Annotated in this window: 15 protein-coding genes; 3 read left to right on the top strand and 12 right to left on the bottom strand. The window is 55.6% G+C overall.

The genetic code is table 11. From position 1 onward, the window contains the following. Positions 1-37: 37 nt before the first annotated feature. Both EKN38_RS10865 and rstA read right to left on the bottom strand, forming a co-directional pair. Positions 38-298, bottom strand: a complete 261-nt coding sequence (locus tag EKN38_RS10865) for a hypothetical protein (protein ID WP_014831659.1) — start codon at positions 296-298, stop codon at positions 38-40. A gap of 247 nt (positions 299-545) precedes the next feature. Next, entirely contained in the window at positions 546-1,262 is a 717-nt protein-coding gene (gene rstA / locus EKN38_RS10860; RefSeq protein ID WP_046887922.1) for a two-component system response regulator RstA, read from the bottom strand. A 128-nt stretch (positions 1,263-1,390) separates the two neighbouring features. Between rstA and EKN38_RS10855 the strand changes: the two genes are divergently transcribed. Then, on the top strand, positions 1,391-1,726 hold the full coding sequence (locus EKN38_RS10855; protein WP_014831661.1) for a GlpM family protein: 336 nt from the start codon (positions 1,391-1,393) through the stop codon (positions 1,724-1,726). On the opposite strand, the gene folM is transcribed toward EKN38_RS10855, so the two are convergent. The 3 genes from folM to ydgH all read right to left on the bottom strand — a co-directional run bounded on the left by folM (position 1,723) and on the right by ydgH (position 4,996). Beyond that, positions 1,723-2,445, bottom strand: coding sequence for a dihydromonapterin reductase (gene folM, locus EKN38_RS10850; protein ID WP_014831662.1), 723 nt, complete (start codon positions 2,443-2,445; stop codon positions 1,723-1,725). The two genes, EKN38_RS10855 and folM, sit on opposite strands and share 4 nt — an antisense overlap. A gap of 39 nt (positions 2,446-2,484) precedes the next feature. Further along, positions 2,485-3,867: an amino acid permease gene (locus EKN38_RS10845; protein ID WP_014831664.1), complete on the bottom strand. Its 1,383-nt coding sequence runs from the start codon at positions 3,865-3,867 to the stop codon at positions 2,485-2,487. Between the two features lie 184 nt (positions 3,868-4,051). After that, positions 4,052-4,996 (bottom strand): DUF1471 family protein YdgH, encoded by a 945-nt coding sequence (ydgH, locus tag EKN38_RS10840; protein ID WP_014831665.1) that lies wholly within the window; start codon positions 4,994-4,996, stop codon positions 4,052-4,054. 534 nt (positions 4,997-5,530) lie between these two features. Here ydgH and pntA point away from each other — a divergent pair. Both pntA and pntB read left to right on the top strand, forming a co-directional pair. Next, a complete protein-coding gene (gene pntA / locus EKN38_RS10830; RefSeq protein WP_014831666.1) occupies positions 5,531-7,060 on the top strand; it encodes a Re/Si-specific NAD(P)(+) transhydrogenase subunit alpha in 1,530 nt (509 codons plus the stop codon). Positions 7,061-7,070: 10 nt separating this feature from the next. Further along, the gene (gene pntB / locus EKN38_RS10825) at positions 7,071-8,459 is read left to right on the top strand and encodes a Re/Si-specific NAD(P)(+) transhydrogenase subunit beta (protein ID WP_014831667.1); all 1,389 of its coding nucleotides are present in this window, start codon (positions 7,071-7,073) and stop codon (positions 8,457-8,459) included. A gap of 121 nt (positions 8,460-8,580) precedes the next feature. Here the strand turns inward: pntB and uspE are convergent, their stop codons facing one another. The 7 genes from uspE to EKN38_RS10790 all read right to left on the bottom strand — a co-directional run bounded on the left by uspE (position 8,581) and on the right by EKN38_RS10790 (position 15,747). Continuing rightward, positions 8,581-9,531, bottom strand: coding sequence for a universal stress protein UspE (gene uspE / locus EKN38_RS10820; RefSeq protein ID WP_014831668.1), 951 nt, complete (start codon positions 9,529-9,531; stop codon positions 8,581-8,583). Between the two features lie 109 nt (positions 9,532-9,640). Continuing rightward, on the bottom strand, positions 9,641-9,793 hold the full coding sequence (locus EKN38_RS10815) for a hypothetical protein (RefSeq protein ID WP_014831669.1): 153 nt from the start codon (positions 9,791-9,793) through the stop codon (positions 9,641-9,643). A 168-nt stretch (positions 9,794-9,961) separates the two neighbouring features. Continuing rightward, complete coding sequence (gene fnr / locus EKN38_RS10810; RefSeq protein ID WP_126522068.1) at positions 9,962-10,714, bottom strand: fumarate/nitrate reduction transcriptional regulator Fnr; 753 nt, start codon at positions 10,712-10,714, stop codon at positions 9,962-9,964. 183 nt (positions 10,715-10,897) lie between these two features. Next, positions 10,898-11,413, bottom strand: coding sequence for a methylated-DNA--[protein]-cysteine S-methyltransferase (gene ogt, locus EKN38_RS10805; protein ID WP_014831670.1), 516 nt, complete (start codon positions 11,411-11,413; stop codon positions 10,898-10,900). A gap of 10 nt (positions 11,414-11,423) precedes the next feature. Beyond that, entirely contained in the window at positions 11,424-12,950 is a 1,527-nt protein-coding gene (abgT, locus tag EKN38_RS10800) for a p-aminobenzoyl-glutamate transporter (RefSeq protein ID WP_126522066.1), read from the bottom strand. Positions 12,951-12,991: 41 nt separating this feature from the next. After that, positions 12,992-14,437, bottom strand: coding sequence for a M20 family metallopeptidase (locus tag EKN38_RS10795; RefSeq protein ID WP_126522064.1), 1,446 nt, complete (start codon positions 14,435-14,437; stop codon positions 12,992-12,994). Continuing rightward, the gene (locus EKN38_RS10790; protein ID WP_014831673.1) at positions 14,437-15,747 is read right to left on the bottom strand and encodes a M20 family metallo-hydrolase; all 1,311 of its coding nucleotides are present in this window, start codon (positions 15,745-15,747) and stop codon (positions 14,437-14,439) included. Before EKN38_RS10790 ends, EKN38_RS10795 begins: the two co-directional genes overlap by 1 nt. Between the last annotated feature and the right edge of the window lie 14 nt (positions 15,748-15,761).

The raw sequence follows: 15,761 nt of genomic DNA, 5'->3' as shown, positions 1-15,761 counted from the left end.
GGTGACAAACGTAATATCATGGCTGTGCAGAAGTACGTTACATAGCGTGTGTGCTTCTTTTGACCTTGGCGATAAACGTTTCTGTTACAGCCAGGCCTTCTGCTATGTGCACATCAATCACGGCGCTGCCGAATTCGTTAATTAAATCCAACAATATTTCGTAAGACTGAATCAGTTCCAGAAGATCAAAGAGGGCTTTTTGGTCGGCACACGAAGGGGAGGCTTGGTTAAGCGTTGCCTGATTCACAATCCATTCAAGATTGGTTTTGATGGCTTCTACGTCATGGTAGCTATACATATGTCATAGGCTTAAATCCTCATTTCAAGATTTTATGGGAGAGAGGTAGCGAAAGCGTCGCGATAAAAACGTTTATGTGGCGGGCCCGGTGCGAGCTCAAGAAGGAATGCAGGAAAAGTAATTATGGATTAGTTCGCTGGCTTAGCAAGTTAATTGTTGCGCAAACGGAGACATTAATGCGCGAAAGGAAAGGCATCGTCATGTCATGCCTTCATTTCGCGCAGGTTATGCTATTTTGCCAACACGATCAGGTTTCCCAGGCGTGCGGGGCGAACAGATAACCCTTGTTACGCACGGTTTTAATGCGGTACGGCTCGGTGGCGTTGTCCTGCAGTTTTTTACGCAGTCGCGAAATAGCCACGTCAACGCTGCGGTCCATTCCATCGTAACTTACGCCGCGCAGGTTTTTCAGCAGCGCGTCACGGTCCATAATCTGTCCGGCATGGGTGGCCAGCTCCCAGAGCAGGTCAAAATCGGCGGTGGAGAGGGCGATAAGCTCACCGGAAAGCAGGACCTGACGGTTAATGGGATCGATGGATAACGTGCCAAACCGCATCGCTTTATGCGGCGTCAGGGACTGCGCCGGCGCGTCGCGTTCACTGCTGGCGTGCTGACGCAAATGCAGGCGCAGACGGGCAAGCAAAACGGCAGGCGGCGTGGTTTTAAGAATGTAGTCATTGGCCCCCATCTCCAGCGACAGGATATGGTTCATATCGCTGTCCAGTGAGGTCAGCAGCACGATAGGGCCATCCCACTGAGCGCGCAGATCGCGGCACAGCGTCATCCCGTCTTTGCCGGGCAACATAATATCCAGCAGCACCAGATCCGGGTTTTCACGCACCACGACCTCTTCGGCGCGATCGCCGCGAGGCTCAACAATGACGTCCATATCATGTTTACCCAGATAAGCGGCGATCAATTGCCCCACTTCGGGCTCATCTTCAACATAAACAATCTTATTCATACAACGTCTGTTATCGCGAAAAATGCCAACATACACCGCGTAACCTTAACCTTCCATTAATCTTTCATAATTAACGTCAGTTCCGTTATTCTGGCTCTTATTGTTACTTGATTGTTATAGGAAAAAGCATGGGGCTGGTGATTAAAGCCACGCTGGGTGCGCTGGTGGTGTTACTGATTGGCGTACTGGCGAAAACCAAAAACTACTACATTGCCGGGCTGATTCCCCTGTTCCCGACGTTTGCGCTCATTGCACACTACATTGTTGCCTCGGAACGCGGCATTGAGGCGCTGCGCACGACCATTGTGTTTGGCATGTGGTCAATCATCCCTTACTTTCTCTACCTGTTATCCTTGTGGTATTTCACGGGCTTTCTGCGGCTTCCCCTGGCGCTGGGCGGGGCGGTGGTCTGCTGGGGGCTCAGCGCCTGGGTGCTGATTTTCTTCTGGAGCCGCTTCCACTAGCGCAGCGGTCGGCCGCCATCCACGGCAAAGGTTCTGCCGGTGACGTAACAGCTGGTGAGCAGATAATCGATTAGGTCGATCACCTCTTTCTCACCAGGGGCGATTTTCATCAGCGATTTATTCAGCGCCTGTTGACGATACTCGGCATCATCGCCTTCGTTGAATAAAATCATCGCCGGGGCGATGGCGTTCACCTTGACCTCTGGTGCCAGCTTGCGGGCAAAGGAGCGCGTCATATTATCCAGTGCGGCTTTACTCGCCGCGTAGGCGATATGCTTGTCGCTCCCGCGCTCCACCACATAATCGGTGAAATGAATAATGTCACCCGCGGCATGGCCGTGGCCGCGCAGCAGATCCTGCAGGGCATGGTTAAGCAGGTAGGGGGCATTAACGTGGATCTGCAGCATACAGGCGAGCGTCTCGCTGAGCGACGTACCGGGTTTTTCAGCAAGCCATGCGCTGGCGTTATGGATAATGGCCCGCAGACCATGGGTAGTCGACTTGACCGTATCCGCAAAGGCAAGAATGCCCTCGTCGGTGGAGAAATCTGCCTGAATGCAGGTCGCACCCGCTTTCCGTAGCCCGTCTATCGAGGGGTATTCCGTGCGATAGCTGACGATAACCGGATGGCGAAGGTTGAGAAAGTGATGGGCGAGGGCGAGGCCGATACGACGGCCTCCACCGGTAATCAGTATTGGGCGTTGCTGCGCAGTTCCCATCGTATTCTCCTTTTCAGTTCAACAATGGGAAAGGCAGGGCTATCCCATTAACATCCAGGTTGCCGGTACGGCAGCAACCAGTAACAGCCCGATGAGGGCCATTTCACGGCGTTTGAGTGCGTTCTCCAGCTGATGAGTCCGTCGGGCATAGATAAACACCAGCAGGCCCGGTGCATACAGCACCACCGACAGCAGCAGGTGCATAGGCCCGGAAGCATACAACAACCACAGGCCGTAAATACAGGCGCCGATCCCCACCGCATAATGCGCGGGTCGGGTGGCGATTTTTAACAGATACGCACCCACTAAGAAATAGGGTACCAGAATCATCTCCGAGGCGATGGTCAACAGGGTGTTATAGTCCGAACCTGTGAGCCAGATCAGCACCAGACAGACCTGAACACTGATATTCGTCAACCAGAGCGATGCTGACGGCGCACTGTTTTTATTCTGACGGGCAAACAGACGCGGGAACGCTTTGTGCGTGGCTGCCAGGAACGGTACTTCCGCCGCCATGATGGTCCAGCTGAGGTAGGCTCCGCAGACGGAGATAATCAGTCCCGCAGCAATCACCACGTCGCCCCAGCTACCGAGCATTTTCACCATCAATCCGGCCATGGACGGGTTACGCATTCCCGCCAGTTCCGGGCGAGCTACCACACCCAGTGACAGCAGCGTCACCAGCAGATAGACACCCAGCGCCGCCAGCACTGCCAGCAGCGTGGCGCGCCCCACGTCGCGCTTATTGCGCGCGCGGGCAGAGACCACCACCGCACCTTCAACACCAATGAATACCCACAGGGTGATCAGCATGGTGTTTTTCACCTGTTCCCAGACGGGGACGCCCAGCGCGAGGCCGGTGAAATCGAGTTTAAACACATCCAGACGGAATGCCATAAACGCCAGCACGATAAACAGCCCGAGCGGAACCAGTTTGGCCAGCGTCGCCACCAGGTTAATGCTCGCCGCTGTCTGGACGCCGCGCAAAATGAGCCAGTGTACGACCCATAGCAGCACCGACGCACCGACAATCGACTGCCAGGTGTTGCCGTCACCAAAGAGACGCAGCTCGGGCGTATCGGTAAAGAAACTGAGCGCCGAGAAGACAATAACCAGATAGGAGACGTTAGCGATCACCGCACACAGCCAGTAACCCCACGCGGAACAGAAGCCAATCAGTTCCCCAAAACCGGCCCGCGCGTAGGTGAAAATACCGCCATCGAGATCGGGACGAATACGGGTCAGCAGCAGCATGGCGAAGGCCAGCAGCAAAATGCCAACGCCGGTAATCCCCCAACCAATCAGCAGTGCGGCAGGGCTTGCAACGGCCGCCATATTCTGCGGTAAACTGAATACCCCCGCACCCAGCATTGAGCTTAAAACGAGTGCAGTTAAAGCACTCAGGCCAAGTTTCTTTTCCATTGGCTTCCTGTTATGAAAGGTCCAAATCCAGAATAATTATTTCGCACAGGCGCATAAAAATGGTGGATCACACTAAGGCGCGGGATTTTACGGAGTGTCACGAACGCATGCAATGATGTGTAGCAGAAATTCAAAAAAAGTAACAAAAAAGGCGGCATTACGCCGCCTTTGAGGAAGGGTTTTGTTACTTGTACAGATCGGCGCTGATGGTCATGTTGTTACCACGTTCCTGCCACTGGCGGGTGATGTGGTAGAACTTCGCCCCTTTCTTCGCCGCACGCTTCGCGACCTGATAAGAGACTTCCGTACCGTTGCCGTAGTTGCCGGTAAACTTGATGCTGTCGAACGGCACCATCTGCGCAGCGGTGGCGTTGTTCAGCTCTTCAACTTTGGTGCCGTCTGGCAGGGTAACGGAGTAACGGCCACCTTTCGTGGATTGCGTCTCAAAGAAACGGCCCACTTCAGCGCTTGGCGCTGCGGAGGTTGCTACGCCTGGAATTTCGACTTTCTTCGCTTCTTCGCCGCCTTTCGCTAATGCCGCGCGACCGGCTTCTGAATCAGCCGGGATGGCATCCGGGCTTTGCAGCACGCGTTTTTTCGCACCTTCTTTATAGATGAACGCGGTAATACGCTGGTTGCCACCCTGGTTAGCATCCACCTGACGCACGATGTAGAACGAGTAAGCCCCTTTCTGTTTCGCGGCTTTGGTGATGGCATCGTTCACTTCAGGCTGGCTGCGGTAGAAGCCCTGAACGGTAACGGTGTCATACGGTTCCAGCTCAATCGCCTGATCTTTAGGCAGTTCAACGACGCCGTTGATCACGCGGTTTTTCGGCGCGTCAGCTTTTGGCGCATTCTCTTTGTACAGCGCAATGGTCACGCGCTGGTTGCCGCTATTGCCTTGATCGGACTGGTCAAGCACGTAAAACGACGCTGCGCCGTTTTGATCAGCGGCTTTTGATGCGGCGGCAACAGCATCGCCAATAGAGTTGTAACGACCCACAATGACCGTCTGGTCAAAAGGTTTTAACGCTGCCGCTTGCTCCGGCGTTAACTCTGTCGCGGCATTCGCAGACAGGGCGGTCGCGGAAAGAAGTGCGGACGCCAGGAGTGTGTTCTTAAGCTTCATAAAAATAATCCTTCGCCTTGCGCAAACCATGTACTGGTATTGTTGTTAATTTGAGACGGTCCCGATTATGGCATTTAAAACCTGTCGCTGTCTGCGCCATTTTTCACAGCCTGTGCTCACAGGATGATCTGATTCGATAACATTTAGTGATATGTTGAAAAAACAGGCGTTTGACAAGCAAAAGTGATAAAGCTTATGACTTTTACAAGTTAATTTAATGTTAATAAGTTGATCTCTTATGGCGCTATATCATGTTTTTACCGCTTCGCTTGCGCGATTTATCGGTCCTGACAATGAATTTAAGGTAAATATCTCTGTCAGCGACGCGGATCACTTATTTTTCACAGATAAAGTAAGAAATAGTGTTTTCGGGCGGTAGATCGCGGGCGCTATTTTCAGTAGGTTATAGAAAGTTTGTTACTGTTTTATTTTCCGGGGTTAATCATCTTCTGCCGCTCTCACAATGGCGAAAATTGATACAACCTCGGGCATTTATCGACAAACCATCATCAAAAACCGATGGAAGGGAAAACTATGCGTATTGGGGTACCAAAAGAACGGTTTGCCAATGAAACCCGCGTAGCGGCAACACCAAAAACGGTGGAGCAACTGCTTAAACTGGGTTTTACCGTCGCCATTGAAAGCGGCGCGGGCAAACTGGCGAGTTTCGATGACGAGGCCTTTATTCAGGCTGGCGCGGACGTGGTGGACGGTGCTGAAGTCTGGCAGTCACCTGTTATTTTGAAGGTGAATGCGCCGGAAGAGAGTGAGATTGAACTGCTCAACCCTGGCACCACACTGGTGAGCTTCATCTGGCCTGCGCAAAACCCAGAGCTGATGGAGAAGCTGGCAGCGCGTGGCGTGACGGTAATGGCGATGGACTCCGTGCCGCGTATTTCGCGTGCGCAGTCTCTGGATGCACTGAGTTCAATGGCGAATATCGCGGGTTACCGTGCAATCGTTGAAGCCGCCCATGAATTCGGTCGTTTCTTTACCGGTCAGATCACCGCGGCAGGTAAAGTGCCACCGGCGAAAGTGATGGTGATTGGTGCAGGCGTGGCCGGCCTTGCGGCGATCGGTGCGGCAAACAGTCTGGGCGCTATCGTGCGCGCGTTTGACACCCGTCCGGAAGTGAAGGAGCAGGTTCAAAGTATGGGCGCCGAGTTCCTTGAACTGGACTTCAAGGAAGAAGCGGGCAGCGGTGATGGTTATGCGAAGGTCATGTCCGAAGCCTTTATCAAAGCGGAAATGGCACTCTTTGCCGCTCAGGCTAAAGAGGTGGACATCATTGTTACCACCGCGCTGATCCCGGGTAAACCGGCACCGAAGCTGATCACCCGTGAGATGGTCGACTCCATGAAGCCGGGCAGCGTGATTGTCGATCTGGCGGCGCAAAACGGCGGCAACTGTGAATATACCGTGCCGAATCAGATTTCCACCACTGCCAACGGTGTGAAGGTGATCGGCTACACCGACCTGCCAGGTCGCCTGCCAACGCAGTCTTCTCAGCTGTACGGCACTAACCTCGTTAACCTGCTGAAACTGCTCTGCAAAGAGAAAGACGGCAATATCACCGTTGATTTTGACGATGTGGTTGTGCGCGGCGTTACCGTAGTCCGCGAAGGTGAAATCACCTGGCCTGCGCCGCCGATTCAGGTTTCCGCCCAGCCTCAGGCTGCACCGAAAGCAGCGCCAGAGCCAACAGAGCCTGCTAAACCGGCGTCCCCGTGGCGTAAATACGCGCTCATGGCGCTGGCGATTATTCTGTTTGGCTGGCTGGCCGATGTCGCGCCAAAAGAGTTCCTCGGCCACTTTACCGTCTTCGCGCTCTCCTGCGTGGTGGGTTACTACGTGGTATGGAACGTCTCCCATGCGCTGCATACGCCATTGATGTCGGTCACCAACGCCATCTCCGGGATTATCGTGGTCGGGGCGTTACTGCAGATTGGCCACGGCGGCTGGATTAGCTTCCTGAGCTTTGTCGCGGTACTGATCGCCAGTATCAATATTTTCGGTGGTTTCACCGTGACTCAGCGCATGCTGAAAATGTTTCGTAAAGGCTAAGGGGTAGCATATGTCTGGAGGATTAGTGACAGCCGCATACATTGTTGCTGCAATCCTGTTTATTTTCAGTCTGGCGGGACTTTCCAAACACGAAACGTCTCAGCAGGGTAATAACTTTGGTATCGCCGGGATGGCGATTGCGCTGATTGCCACCATCTTCGGACCCGATACCGGCAACGTTGCCTGGATCCTGGTGGCGATGATCATCGGCGGGGCGATTGGTATTCGTCTGGCAAAACGCGTTGAAATGACCGAGATGCCGGAGCTGGTGGCGATCCTGCACAGCTTCGTGGGTCTGGCGGCGGTGCTGGTGGGCTTCAACAGCTACCTGTACCACGAACCAGGTATGGAGCCCATTCTGGTCAACATTCATCTGACCGAAGTGTTCCTGGGCATCTTCATCGGTGCGGTGACCTTCACTGGCTCAATTGTGGCGTTCGGCAAACTGCGCGGTAAGATTTCTTCTAAACCGCTGATGCTGCCTAATCGTCATAAGCTGAATCTGGCGGCGCTGGTGGTGTCGTTTGTGCTGCTGGTGGTCTTCGTGCGTACCGAAAGCGTCGGTCTGCAGGTACTGGCGTTACTGGTGATGACCATCATTGCCCTGGCGTTCGGCTGGCACCTGGTGGCGTCCATCGGTGGGGCAGATATGCCTGTTGTTGTGTCAATGCTCAACTCCTACTCCGGTTGGGCAGCCGCGGCGGCTGGTTTTATGCTGAGCAATGACCTGTTGATCGTCACCGGTGCGCTGGTGGGCTCTTCCGGTGCGATCCTGTCCTACATCATGTGTAAGGCGATGAACCGTTCGTTCATCAGCGTTATCGCCGGCGGTTTTGGCTCTGACGGCTCCTCGACCGGTTCTGACGAAGAAGTGGGTGAGCACCGTGAGATCAGCGCAGAAGATACGGCTGAGATGCTGAAAAACTCGCATTCGGTCATTATCACCCCAGGCTATGGCATGGCGGTGGCGCAGGCGCAGTATCCGGTTGCTGAAATCACCGAGAAGCTGCGCGCGCGCGGCATCAAGGTGCGCTTTGGTATTCACCCGGTAGCAGGGCGTCTGCCAGGCCACATGAACGTGCTGCTGGCGGAAGCGAAAGTACCTTACGACATCGTGCTGGAGATGGACGAGATCAACGATGATTTCGCCGACACCGACACCGTCCTGGTTATCGGGGCTAACGACACCGTTAACCCGGCGGCACAGGATGACCCACGTAGTCCAATCGCCGGGATGCCGGTTCTGGAAGTGTGGAAGGCGCAGAACGTCATTGTCTTCAAACGCTCCATGAACACCGGCTATGCCGGGGTTCAGAACCCGCTGTTCTTCAAAGAGAACACCCACATGCTGTTTGGCGATGCCAAAGCCAGCGTGGATGCGATTCTGAAATCACTCTGAGGGTGTAAAGCCCGGTGGCGCAAGCTTACCGGGCCTACCCAACCCGTAGGCCGGGCAAGGCGACGCCGCCATCCGGCAAAAAAAACCGCCGGTTCTCCGACGGTTTTTTTCATCTTACGGGTTAATCGTCTTCCGGGTCATCCAGCTCAACCGGTGTCTGATACTCATCCGGCTTGATGACCAGCAGGTCGCAGCGCAGATGATCGATCACCTGTTCGGCAGTATTGCCCAGGAACGCGGCAGAAATACCGGTCCGGCCGATGGTGCCCAGCACCACAATCCCTGCCTGCAGATGTTCTGCTAAATCCGGGATCACCTCTTCAGGTAACCCTTTCTCGACATGTGTCATGTTCTCATCGATGCTGAACTTCTGGCGCAGCGCTTTCATGGCCAGCAGGTGCTGACCGCGGATAGCGTCGTTGTACACGCTTGGGTCGAATTCTGGCAGTTCGATGGCAATATTGATGGGGGTAACCGGGTAAGCACCGACCAGATGCACCTCAGTGTGGTTAACCTGCTCAGCAAGCAGCAGCGTCTCTTTGACCAGCTTTTCATTCAGCGAATTGTGATAATCCTCTTCGCTTGCCAGGTTTACTGCCACGACGGCTTTGCCGCCTTCAGGCCACGGCTGATCTTTCACCATCCAGACCGGACACGGGCATTTACGCAGCAGGTGCCAGTCTGTCGGCGTGAAGATCACCGATTCCAGCTTGTCGTGCTGGTGCGCCATTTTCAGCAGCAGATCGTGCCCACCGGCGACCACCTCCTGGATGATCGCTTCGAAGGGGCGGTTATGCCAGACCACTTTTATATCGATAGGAATACCCGCTTCCAGGTAGTACTTGGCCTGTTCGCGGATCCACGCGGTACGTTGGCTGATCACTCCCTGACGCATAGCGGTACGCTCGTCAGGCGACAGAAGGGTGGTCATCTCATACGAGAAGTCATAGATCGGCAAAAACGCTTTGATTTTGCCACCAATCCGTTGATGTAAATACACAGCACGTCGTAATGCCGGCTGATCGTCCTGATTAGGATCGATAGCTACCAGCATGTTTTGATACTTTGCCATACAGGTCTCCTTACTACTGTCACCACAGTCTGTAATTAAAAGAGTAACCTATATATCCTGAATGAAACAGAGGTGGGGTTTTGCCAGATCAATAATTCATGAAAATTTATCAGAAGAACAGCACCGTCGTGGTCACCGCGATAAACGCGATCAACAGCAGGACCATCACCACGATGGCAAACGTGGTCGAGTCCTGTACGTAAGTTTTTTCCTCTCCCTTCATCGGGCCGACAAGCATGATCCAGATGAAAATGAAGGTCACGGAGGCAATAACAACTGAAACGAAAAATAAACTTTCTCTCAATTTAACCTCAACGAGAACCTTTCAGCAGCGGGGGATGTCTGTCGCAGGGGCGGGAAGTGGTGTGCTTACCTGCCAGACCAATAAATCATAAAAATTTATCGGCCTGGCATCAATCATTCGTGGGCTTTATGCCACGTTGCGGGCATGGCCGGCAAGAACAGCCAGCGCTTCACCGTTTTCGATGGTGATGTATTTACCTTTAACGGCCAGCATGCCGCTTTTCTGGAAACGCCCCAGAAGACGGCTGATGGTTTCCACGGTCAGGCCCAGGTAGTTACCAATATCGCCACGGGTCATGGTGAGACGGAACTCACGCGGAGAGAAACCACGCTCTGCGAAGCGGCGGGAGAGGTTGTAGATAAACGCGGCCAGGCGCTCTTCGGCGTTCTTTTTGGACAGCAGCAGGATCATGTCCTGATCGCCTTTGATCTCACAGCTCATCAGACGCATCATCTGCTGACGCAGATTCGGCATTTTACCTGACAGATCGTCCAGCGTTTCAAACGGGATTTCGCAGACCATTGAGGTTTCCAGCGCCTGAGCAAAGCTCGGGTGATGGCCCGTCCCGATGGCGTCAAAGCCGACCAGGTCACCCGCCAGATGGAAGCCGGTGATCTGCTCATCACCCTGTTCGGTGATGGTGTAGCTTTTGATGGTGCCAGAACGGATAGCATAGAGCGACTTCAGTTCGTCTCCGGCTTTAAACAGCGTCTGCCCTTTCTGAATAGGCTTTTTGCGCTCGATGATATTATCAAGCTGATCAAGTTCATGCTCATTCAGGGTAAACGGGATACAGAGCTGGCTGATGCTGCAATCCTGGCAATGGATAGCACAACCGCCAGACTGAATGCGTCGTATAATTCGCTTTTCCGGGATCATAGGTTTGCTCAAGCCTTAATTGATATTGGTCAATTTTAACATCTTTTTGGTAAGTACGTAAGCCTGGCAAACCATCAATAAGGACAAGAGACGGCAACGTGTTGCCATCTTCTTGAAATTCCACAGCTTGATTATGGATTTTTAGCCTAACCGGAAGAAAATTAAGCACAAAAAGCCTGGGAATTACAGCAAGAGATACCCCTCGTGACGCAGTAACCACTCCTTGCGCTGTACGCCACCGGCATAGCCGGTCATGGTGCCGTTGCGGCCGATCACACGATGGCAGGGCACCACGATACTGACAGGATTAGAACCGTTCGCGGCACCCACCGCTCGCGCCGCGCCCGCGCGGCCTAACTGCTCTGCGAGCTGACCGTAGTGCATGACCTGGCCACACGGAATATCGCGTAGCGCCTGCCAGACTTCGCGCTGGAATGGCGTACCGGCCGTGGCGGTCGGCAGGTCATTGATGATGCTGAGATCGCCCTCGAAGTACGCCGCCAGCTTGTCGCTCAGTCCACCCGGGTTGTTGGCGCTGATTCGCTCAAACCCCTGGGCGCGGTAATGGATGTTGAGCAGCTCTTCCATACGGTTGCTGTGCTCTTCCCATTCCACGGCGCGCAGTTGGAACTGCTCGTCCGCGATAACCCACAATGGCCCAAGCGGCGTTGCAATTTTATCTTCGAGTAATCTCAGCATCGTCGTTCCTTTAATTCAGCCTCGGGTAGATCCCCGGTCCAATCGGCAGGCCGACAAGATACCACGCCACCAACATCACCAGCCATACCCCTAAAAAGATAAGCGGATAGGGTAAAACCAGCGAATAGTAGGTACCCAGCTTCGCCTCCGGTTTATAGCGCTGCAGGAAGCCCAAAAACAGCGGCACAAACGGCGAAACCGGCGCCAGCGGGATCACCGAGGAGTCGGCGATACGAAACAGGATCTGCGCAAAGGCCGGATGGAAGCCCAGCATCATAAACATCGGTACGAAGATAGGCGCCAGAATCGACCAGATGGCGGATCCACTGGCGATAAACATACACAGCAGTGACGACAACAGCGCCAGACCGACAAATGCCGGGACGCCGCTTAAGCCGGCGGCTTCCAGCGCATCGGTCAGGCCAACGGCCATAAATTTGCCCATGTTGCTCCAGTTAAACATGGCGACGAACTGGGCCAGCGGGAAGACCATCACGATAAAGCCCGCCATCTCCTTCATCGGCTCAATCATCAACTGTGGCAGATCGGCCTGGCGGCGGATTTTGCCGGTGGCGATGCCATACGCGAGCGACACGACAAAGAAAAACAGAATGATCAGCGGCACAATGCCCTGAATAAACGGCGAGGGCAGAACGGTATGTTTCACCGGGTCGCGCAGGATACCGTTCTCTGGCACCACCATCAGCGCCACCATCGCGATAAATACCAGCGAGACTACCCCGGCGACGCGCAGGCCAACGCGTTGCTCTTTGCTCAGCGTTTCCAGCTTTTCGTCACTACGGACTTCCCATTTCCCTAACCGCGGCTCGATGAGCTTATCGGTAATCAGCCCGCCAACAAGCGTCAGGACGATCACCGAACTGGCCATAAAGTACCAGTTGTCGATCACGCTGACGTGCATGGCCGCATCGATTGTTTTCGCCGCCTCAGTGCTAATACCCGAAAGCAGGACATCGGTGGTGACAATCAGCAGATTGGCAGTGAAACCGCATCCTACACCGGCAATGGCCGACAGCAGACCCGCCACGGGGTGACGCCCGACGGCGAGGAAGATCAGTGCCCCCATCGGCGGCATGATCACCAGCGCGGCATCGGAAGAGATGTGGCTGAAAAACGCGATAAACAGCACCATATAGCTGGCGTAGCGTGCGCTGACGTGAGAGGCCATTTTCACCATCAGCGCGGGGAGCAGGCCAACACGCTCAGCCAGACCGGCCCCCAGCACCAGCGCCAGAATGGCGCCCAGCGGCGCAAAACCGCTGAAGTTTTTAATCACATTCGGTAAAAACCAGTGCAACCCTTCAATGCTCAGCAGGTTCTTTACGCTTACCATGCTGCCATCGGCCGGGCTGCGCACGCTCACCCCTAAGGCGGACAGCACGGCTGTCGCCACCATCAAAACCACGATCAACCAGATAAAAAGCAGGAAAGGATGTGGCACTTTATTACCGATCCTTTCAACCCAGCCATAGAGCTTACCGGATGGGGAATGCGAAGGTATGGATGACATACTCATGGGCGTTCCTCGGGACTGTTGTGTTGTTGTGTTGTGTTTTTTTATTTTAAAGGTGACGGTGTCACGCCCTGTGGGATCGGACACACGTACGGTTTTTCTTGTACTTGTTGTTCAAACTCTTCACGGCATTTTTTCAGCAGCGCTGCATCCTGTAGCAGATTCAGCGCGGTGGCGCCCATCACTTTTCCGGCCAGCAGCATGCCTTTATGGGCAATGGACGTTCGCCCCTGCGCCACCAGTTGCCAGGTGTGCAGCGGTGTGCCGACGGTAAAGCAGGGGCTGAAACACTGGGCGACGGGCATCTTCCAGCTCACATCACCCACGTCCGTTGAGCCTGCCAGCACGTTGTCGGTGATGGCGTAAGGCGCGACCTCGTCCACCAGCAGGGTCTCCTGGTGGCGGCGGGCAAAGGCTTTACCTTCATCACCCCCGGTTGCGGCAATATTCTTCAGGCTGTTTTGCAGATCGTTTGGCGTCAGGGTGGTGCGGATCTCCCGGGCAAAGGCGCGTTCTTCCTCCGTCCAGGCTGGCGTACCGTAATGCTGCAGGGCGCGATACATCGCTGCTTCCAGCGTGCGGTTTGGCAGGTAGCTGGAGCAGGCTTTATCAAAGCGACACTCAACGCTGGTCTCGGTCATCAACGCCGCACCCTGAGCAATCTTCTCAATCCGCGCGTAGATTTGCTGCGCGTCGGCCATCTCCGGGGCGCGGATCAGGTACAGCACTTCGGCCTGCGCCTGTACCACGTTGGGGGAGATGCCGCCGGTATCGGTAATGGCGTAATGGACGCGCGCTTTCTCAATAATATGTTCGTTGAGGAAGTTCGTGCCGGTGGTCATCAGCGTCACTGCATCCAGAGCGCTGCGCCCCAGATGCGGAGAATTAGCCGCGTGCGCCGCCACGCCCTTAAAGCGCCAGGCGGCCTGGATATTGGCCAGCGTACTAACGTTAAACATGCCGGCAAACGCTTCCGGATGCCAGGTGACCGCGGCGTCAACGTCGTCAAACAGGCCCTCACGAACCATAAACGTTTTACCGGAGCCGCCTTCTTCGCCGGGGCAGCCATAAAAACGCACGGTTCCACGCCCGCCGTGCTGCTCCAGCCAGCTTTTCACCGCAACGGCACCCGCCAACGCCGCGGTGCCGAGCAGGTTATGTCCGCAGCCGTGGCCATTAGCACCGGGCGTGGTGGCGTGTGCCGTCGCGCAGTGTGCCTGCTGGCTTAATTCGGCCAGGGCGTCATATTCGCCGAGCAGGGCAATTACCGGTGTACCGCTGCCGAAGCTGGCGATAAAGGGATTCGGAATTCCGCCGGCCTCACGGGTCAGGGTGAAGCCTTCCGCTTCCAGCGCGCTGGCCAGCCGCTCTGCGGACCAGAACTCTTCAAAGCGGGTTTCCGGATGATCCCAGATTTCGTCGGCAATGTCGGTGAACGTCCGACATCGCGTGTCGATTGCATCGGCAATAAAAGCGTAGTTCTCCTGCATTACACACCTCGCGTCCAGGGGAAATTCAGCGCAGTGCGCGCCAGCGTTTCGATAGCGACGGTCATGACGCGCTCATCAAAGTCGAATTTTTCATTGTGATGTCCGGCGCTCAAATCGGTGCCAAACACCATGTAGGAGGCCATGCCGCCGTTTTCCTGCACGCGAGCCATCATCAGCGTGGCGTCTTCGGAGCCGGCCGGGGCTTTGACCTTATCAATGGCCTGTTCCACACCGGGCACCTGGCTTGCCTGCTGGCGCAGATAATCCACCCAGGCAGGTGTCGGAGCGCTGGCGGTGGCAGCCCCCATCAGACGCATCTCAGCCGTCACGCCGTACAGCGCGGCGGCACCGGTAATGACGGATTGTGCGCGTTCGAACACATACTGATTGATCGCCTCGCTCTCGCCACGGGTTTCGACCTTAAGCAGGGCATGGGCGGGCACCACGTTGCGCCCGCTGCCGGCCTGCATCACTCCCACATTCACCCGGGAAGCCCCTTCGCTGTGTGGCGCAATGCTGTGCAGCGCGAGCGCGGCCTGGGCGGCGGCGAGCAGGGCGTTACGGCCTTCTTCCGGTTTACCGCCCGCGTGTGCGGCGACGCCGGTGAACGTCACGTCAAACTTGGTTGTCGCCATAAAGTTATCGCTGCCGCAGATCACCGTCCCGGCAGGCACCCCGGTACCAATGTGAATGGCGGTGAAATAGTCCACCCCGTCCAGTGCCCCGGCGGCCACCATGGCGCGTGCGCCGCGTGTGCCTTCTTCTGCTGGCTGGAAGATCAGTTTGATGGTGCCGTTCAGCTGCGCTTTGCTGCGCATGAGCACGTGCGCCAGCCCAAGGCCAATCGTGGTGTGGCCGTCGTGCGCACAGGCGTGCATCATGCCCGGATTGCAGGAGGCAAAGCCGTCGCGGAACGGGCGATGGCTGTCGTCAAGCGCTTCACCCAGGTCGAGGGCGTCCATGTCCACGCGAAACGCCAGCGTCGGGCCAGGACGGCCGGTATTCAGTGTGGCAACCAGGCCGGTGAAGCCGCCTTCAAACGGTGCGAGCCATTTTTCGGGCGCGCCCTGCGCCCGGGCGCGGGCAAATTCTCGCGTCAGGGTGGCGTTATCCGGCAACCCCATACGGCTTTCGGCATCCACCACGTCGCGGCCCATCGCCAGGTCATACCCCAGGTGGTCCAGGATTTCCGCGACCTTCGCGGCAGTCCGAAATTCCACCCAGCCGGATTCGGCAAAATGGTGAAAATCGCGACGCCATGCGCTCAGTTGCGGGGCTAAGGTCTGGATGTACTGCGCCAGTGAGTCCATATCTGTTCCTGTCA

Origin of the sequence: Enterobacter sp. WCHEn045836 (assembly GCF_003965585.1) — a bacterium.
In the GTDB taxonomy this organism is placed as follows: Bacteria; Pseudomonadota; Gammaproteobacteria; order Enterobacterales; family Enterobacteriaceae; genus Enterobacter; species Enterobacter dissolvens.
This window is presented reverse-complemented; position numbering and strand designations above follow the sequence as displayed.

Coding starts and splice junctions, on each gene's coding strand:
- folM (WP_014831662.1), bottom strand. CDS start 2,445: ATGGGAACTGCGCAGCAACGCCCAATACTGATTACCGGTGGAGGCCGT.
- abgT (WP_126522066.1), bottom strand. CDS start 12,950: ATGAGTATGTCATCCATACCTTCGCATTCCCCATCCGGTAAGCTCTAT.
- EKN38_RS10845 (WP_014831664.1), bottom strand. CDS start 3,867: ATGGAAAAGAAACTTGGCCTGAGTGCTTTAACTGCACTCGTTTTAAGC.
- EKN38_RS10790 (WP_014831673.1), bottom strand. CDS start 15,747: ATGGACTCACTGGCGCAGTACATCCAGACCTTAGCCCCGCAACTGAGC.
- pntA (WP_014831666.1), top strand. CDS start 5,531: ATGCGTATTGGGGTACCAAAAGAACGGTTTGCCAATGAAACCCGCGTA.
- ydgH (WP_014831665.1), bottom strand. CDS start 4,996: ATGAAGCTTAAGAACACACTCCTGGCGTCCGCACTTCTTTCCGCGACC.
- rstA (WP_046887922.1), bottom strand. CDS start 1,262: ATGAATAAGATTGTTTATGTTGAAGATGAGCCCGAAGTGGGGCAATTG.
- uspE (WP_014831668.1), bottom strand. CDS start 9,531: ATGGCAAAGTATCAAAACATGCTGGTAGCTATCGATCCTAATCAGGAC.
- fnr (WP_126522068.1), bottom strand. CDS start 10,714: ATGATCCCGGAAAAGCGAATTATACGACGCATTCAGTCTGGCGGTTGT.
- EKN38_RS10865 (WP_014831659.1), bottom strand. CDS start 298: ATGTATAGCTACCATGACGTAGAAGCCATCAAAACCAATCTTGAATGG.
- EKN38_RS10795 (WP_126522064.1), bottom strand. CDS start 14,437: ATGCAGGAGAACTACGCTTTTATTGCCGATGCAATCGACACGCGATGT.
- ogt (WP_014831670.1), bottom strand. CDS start 11,413: ATGCTGAGATTACTCGAAGATAAAATTGCAACGCCGCTTGGGCCATTG.
- pntB (WP_014831667.1), top strand. CDS start 7,071: ATGTCTGGAGGATTAGTGACAGCCGCATACATTGTTGCTGCAATCCTG.
- EKN38_RS10855 (WP_014831661.1), top strand. CDS start 1,391: ATGGGGCTGGTGATTAAAGCCACGCTGGGTGCGCTGGTGGTGTTACTG.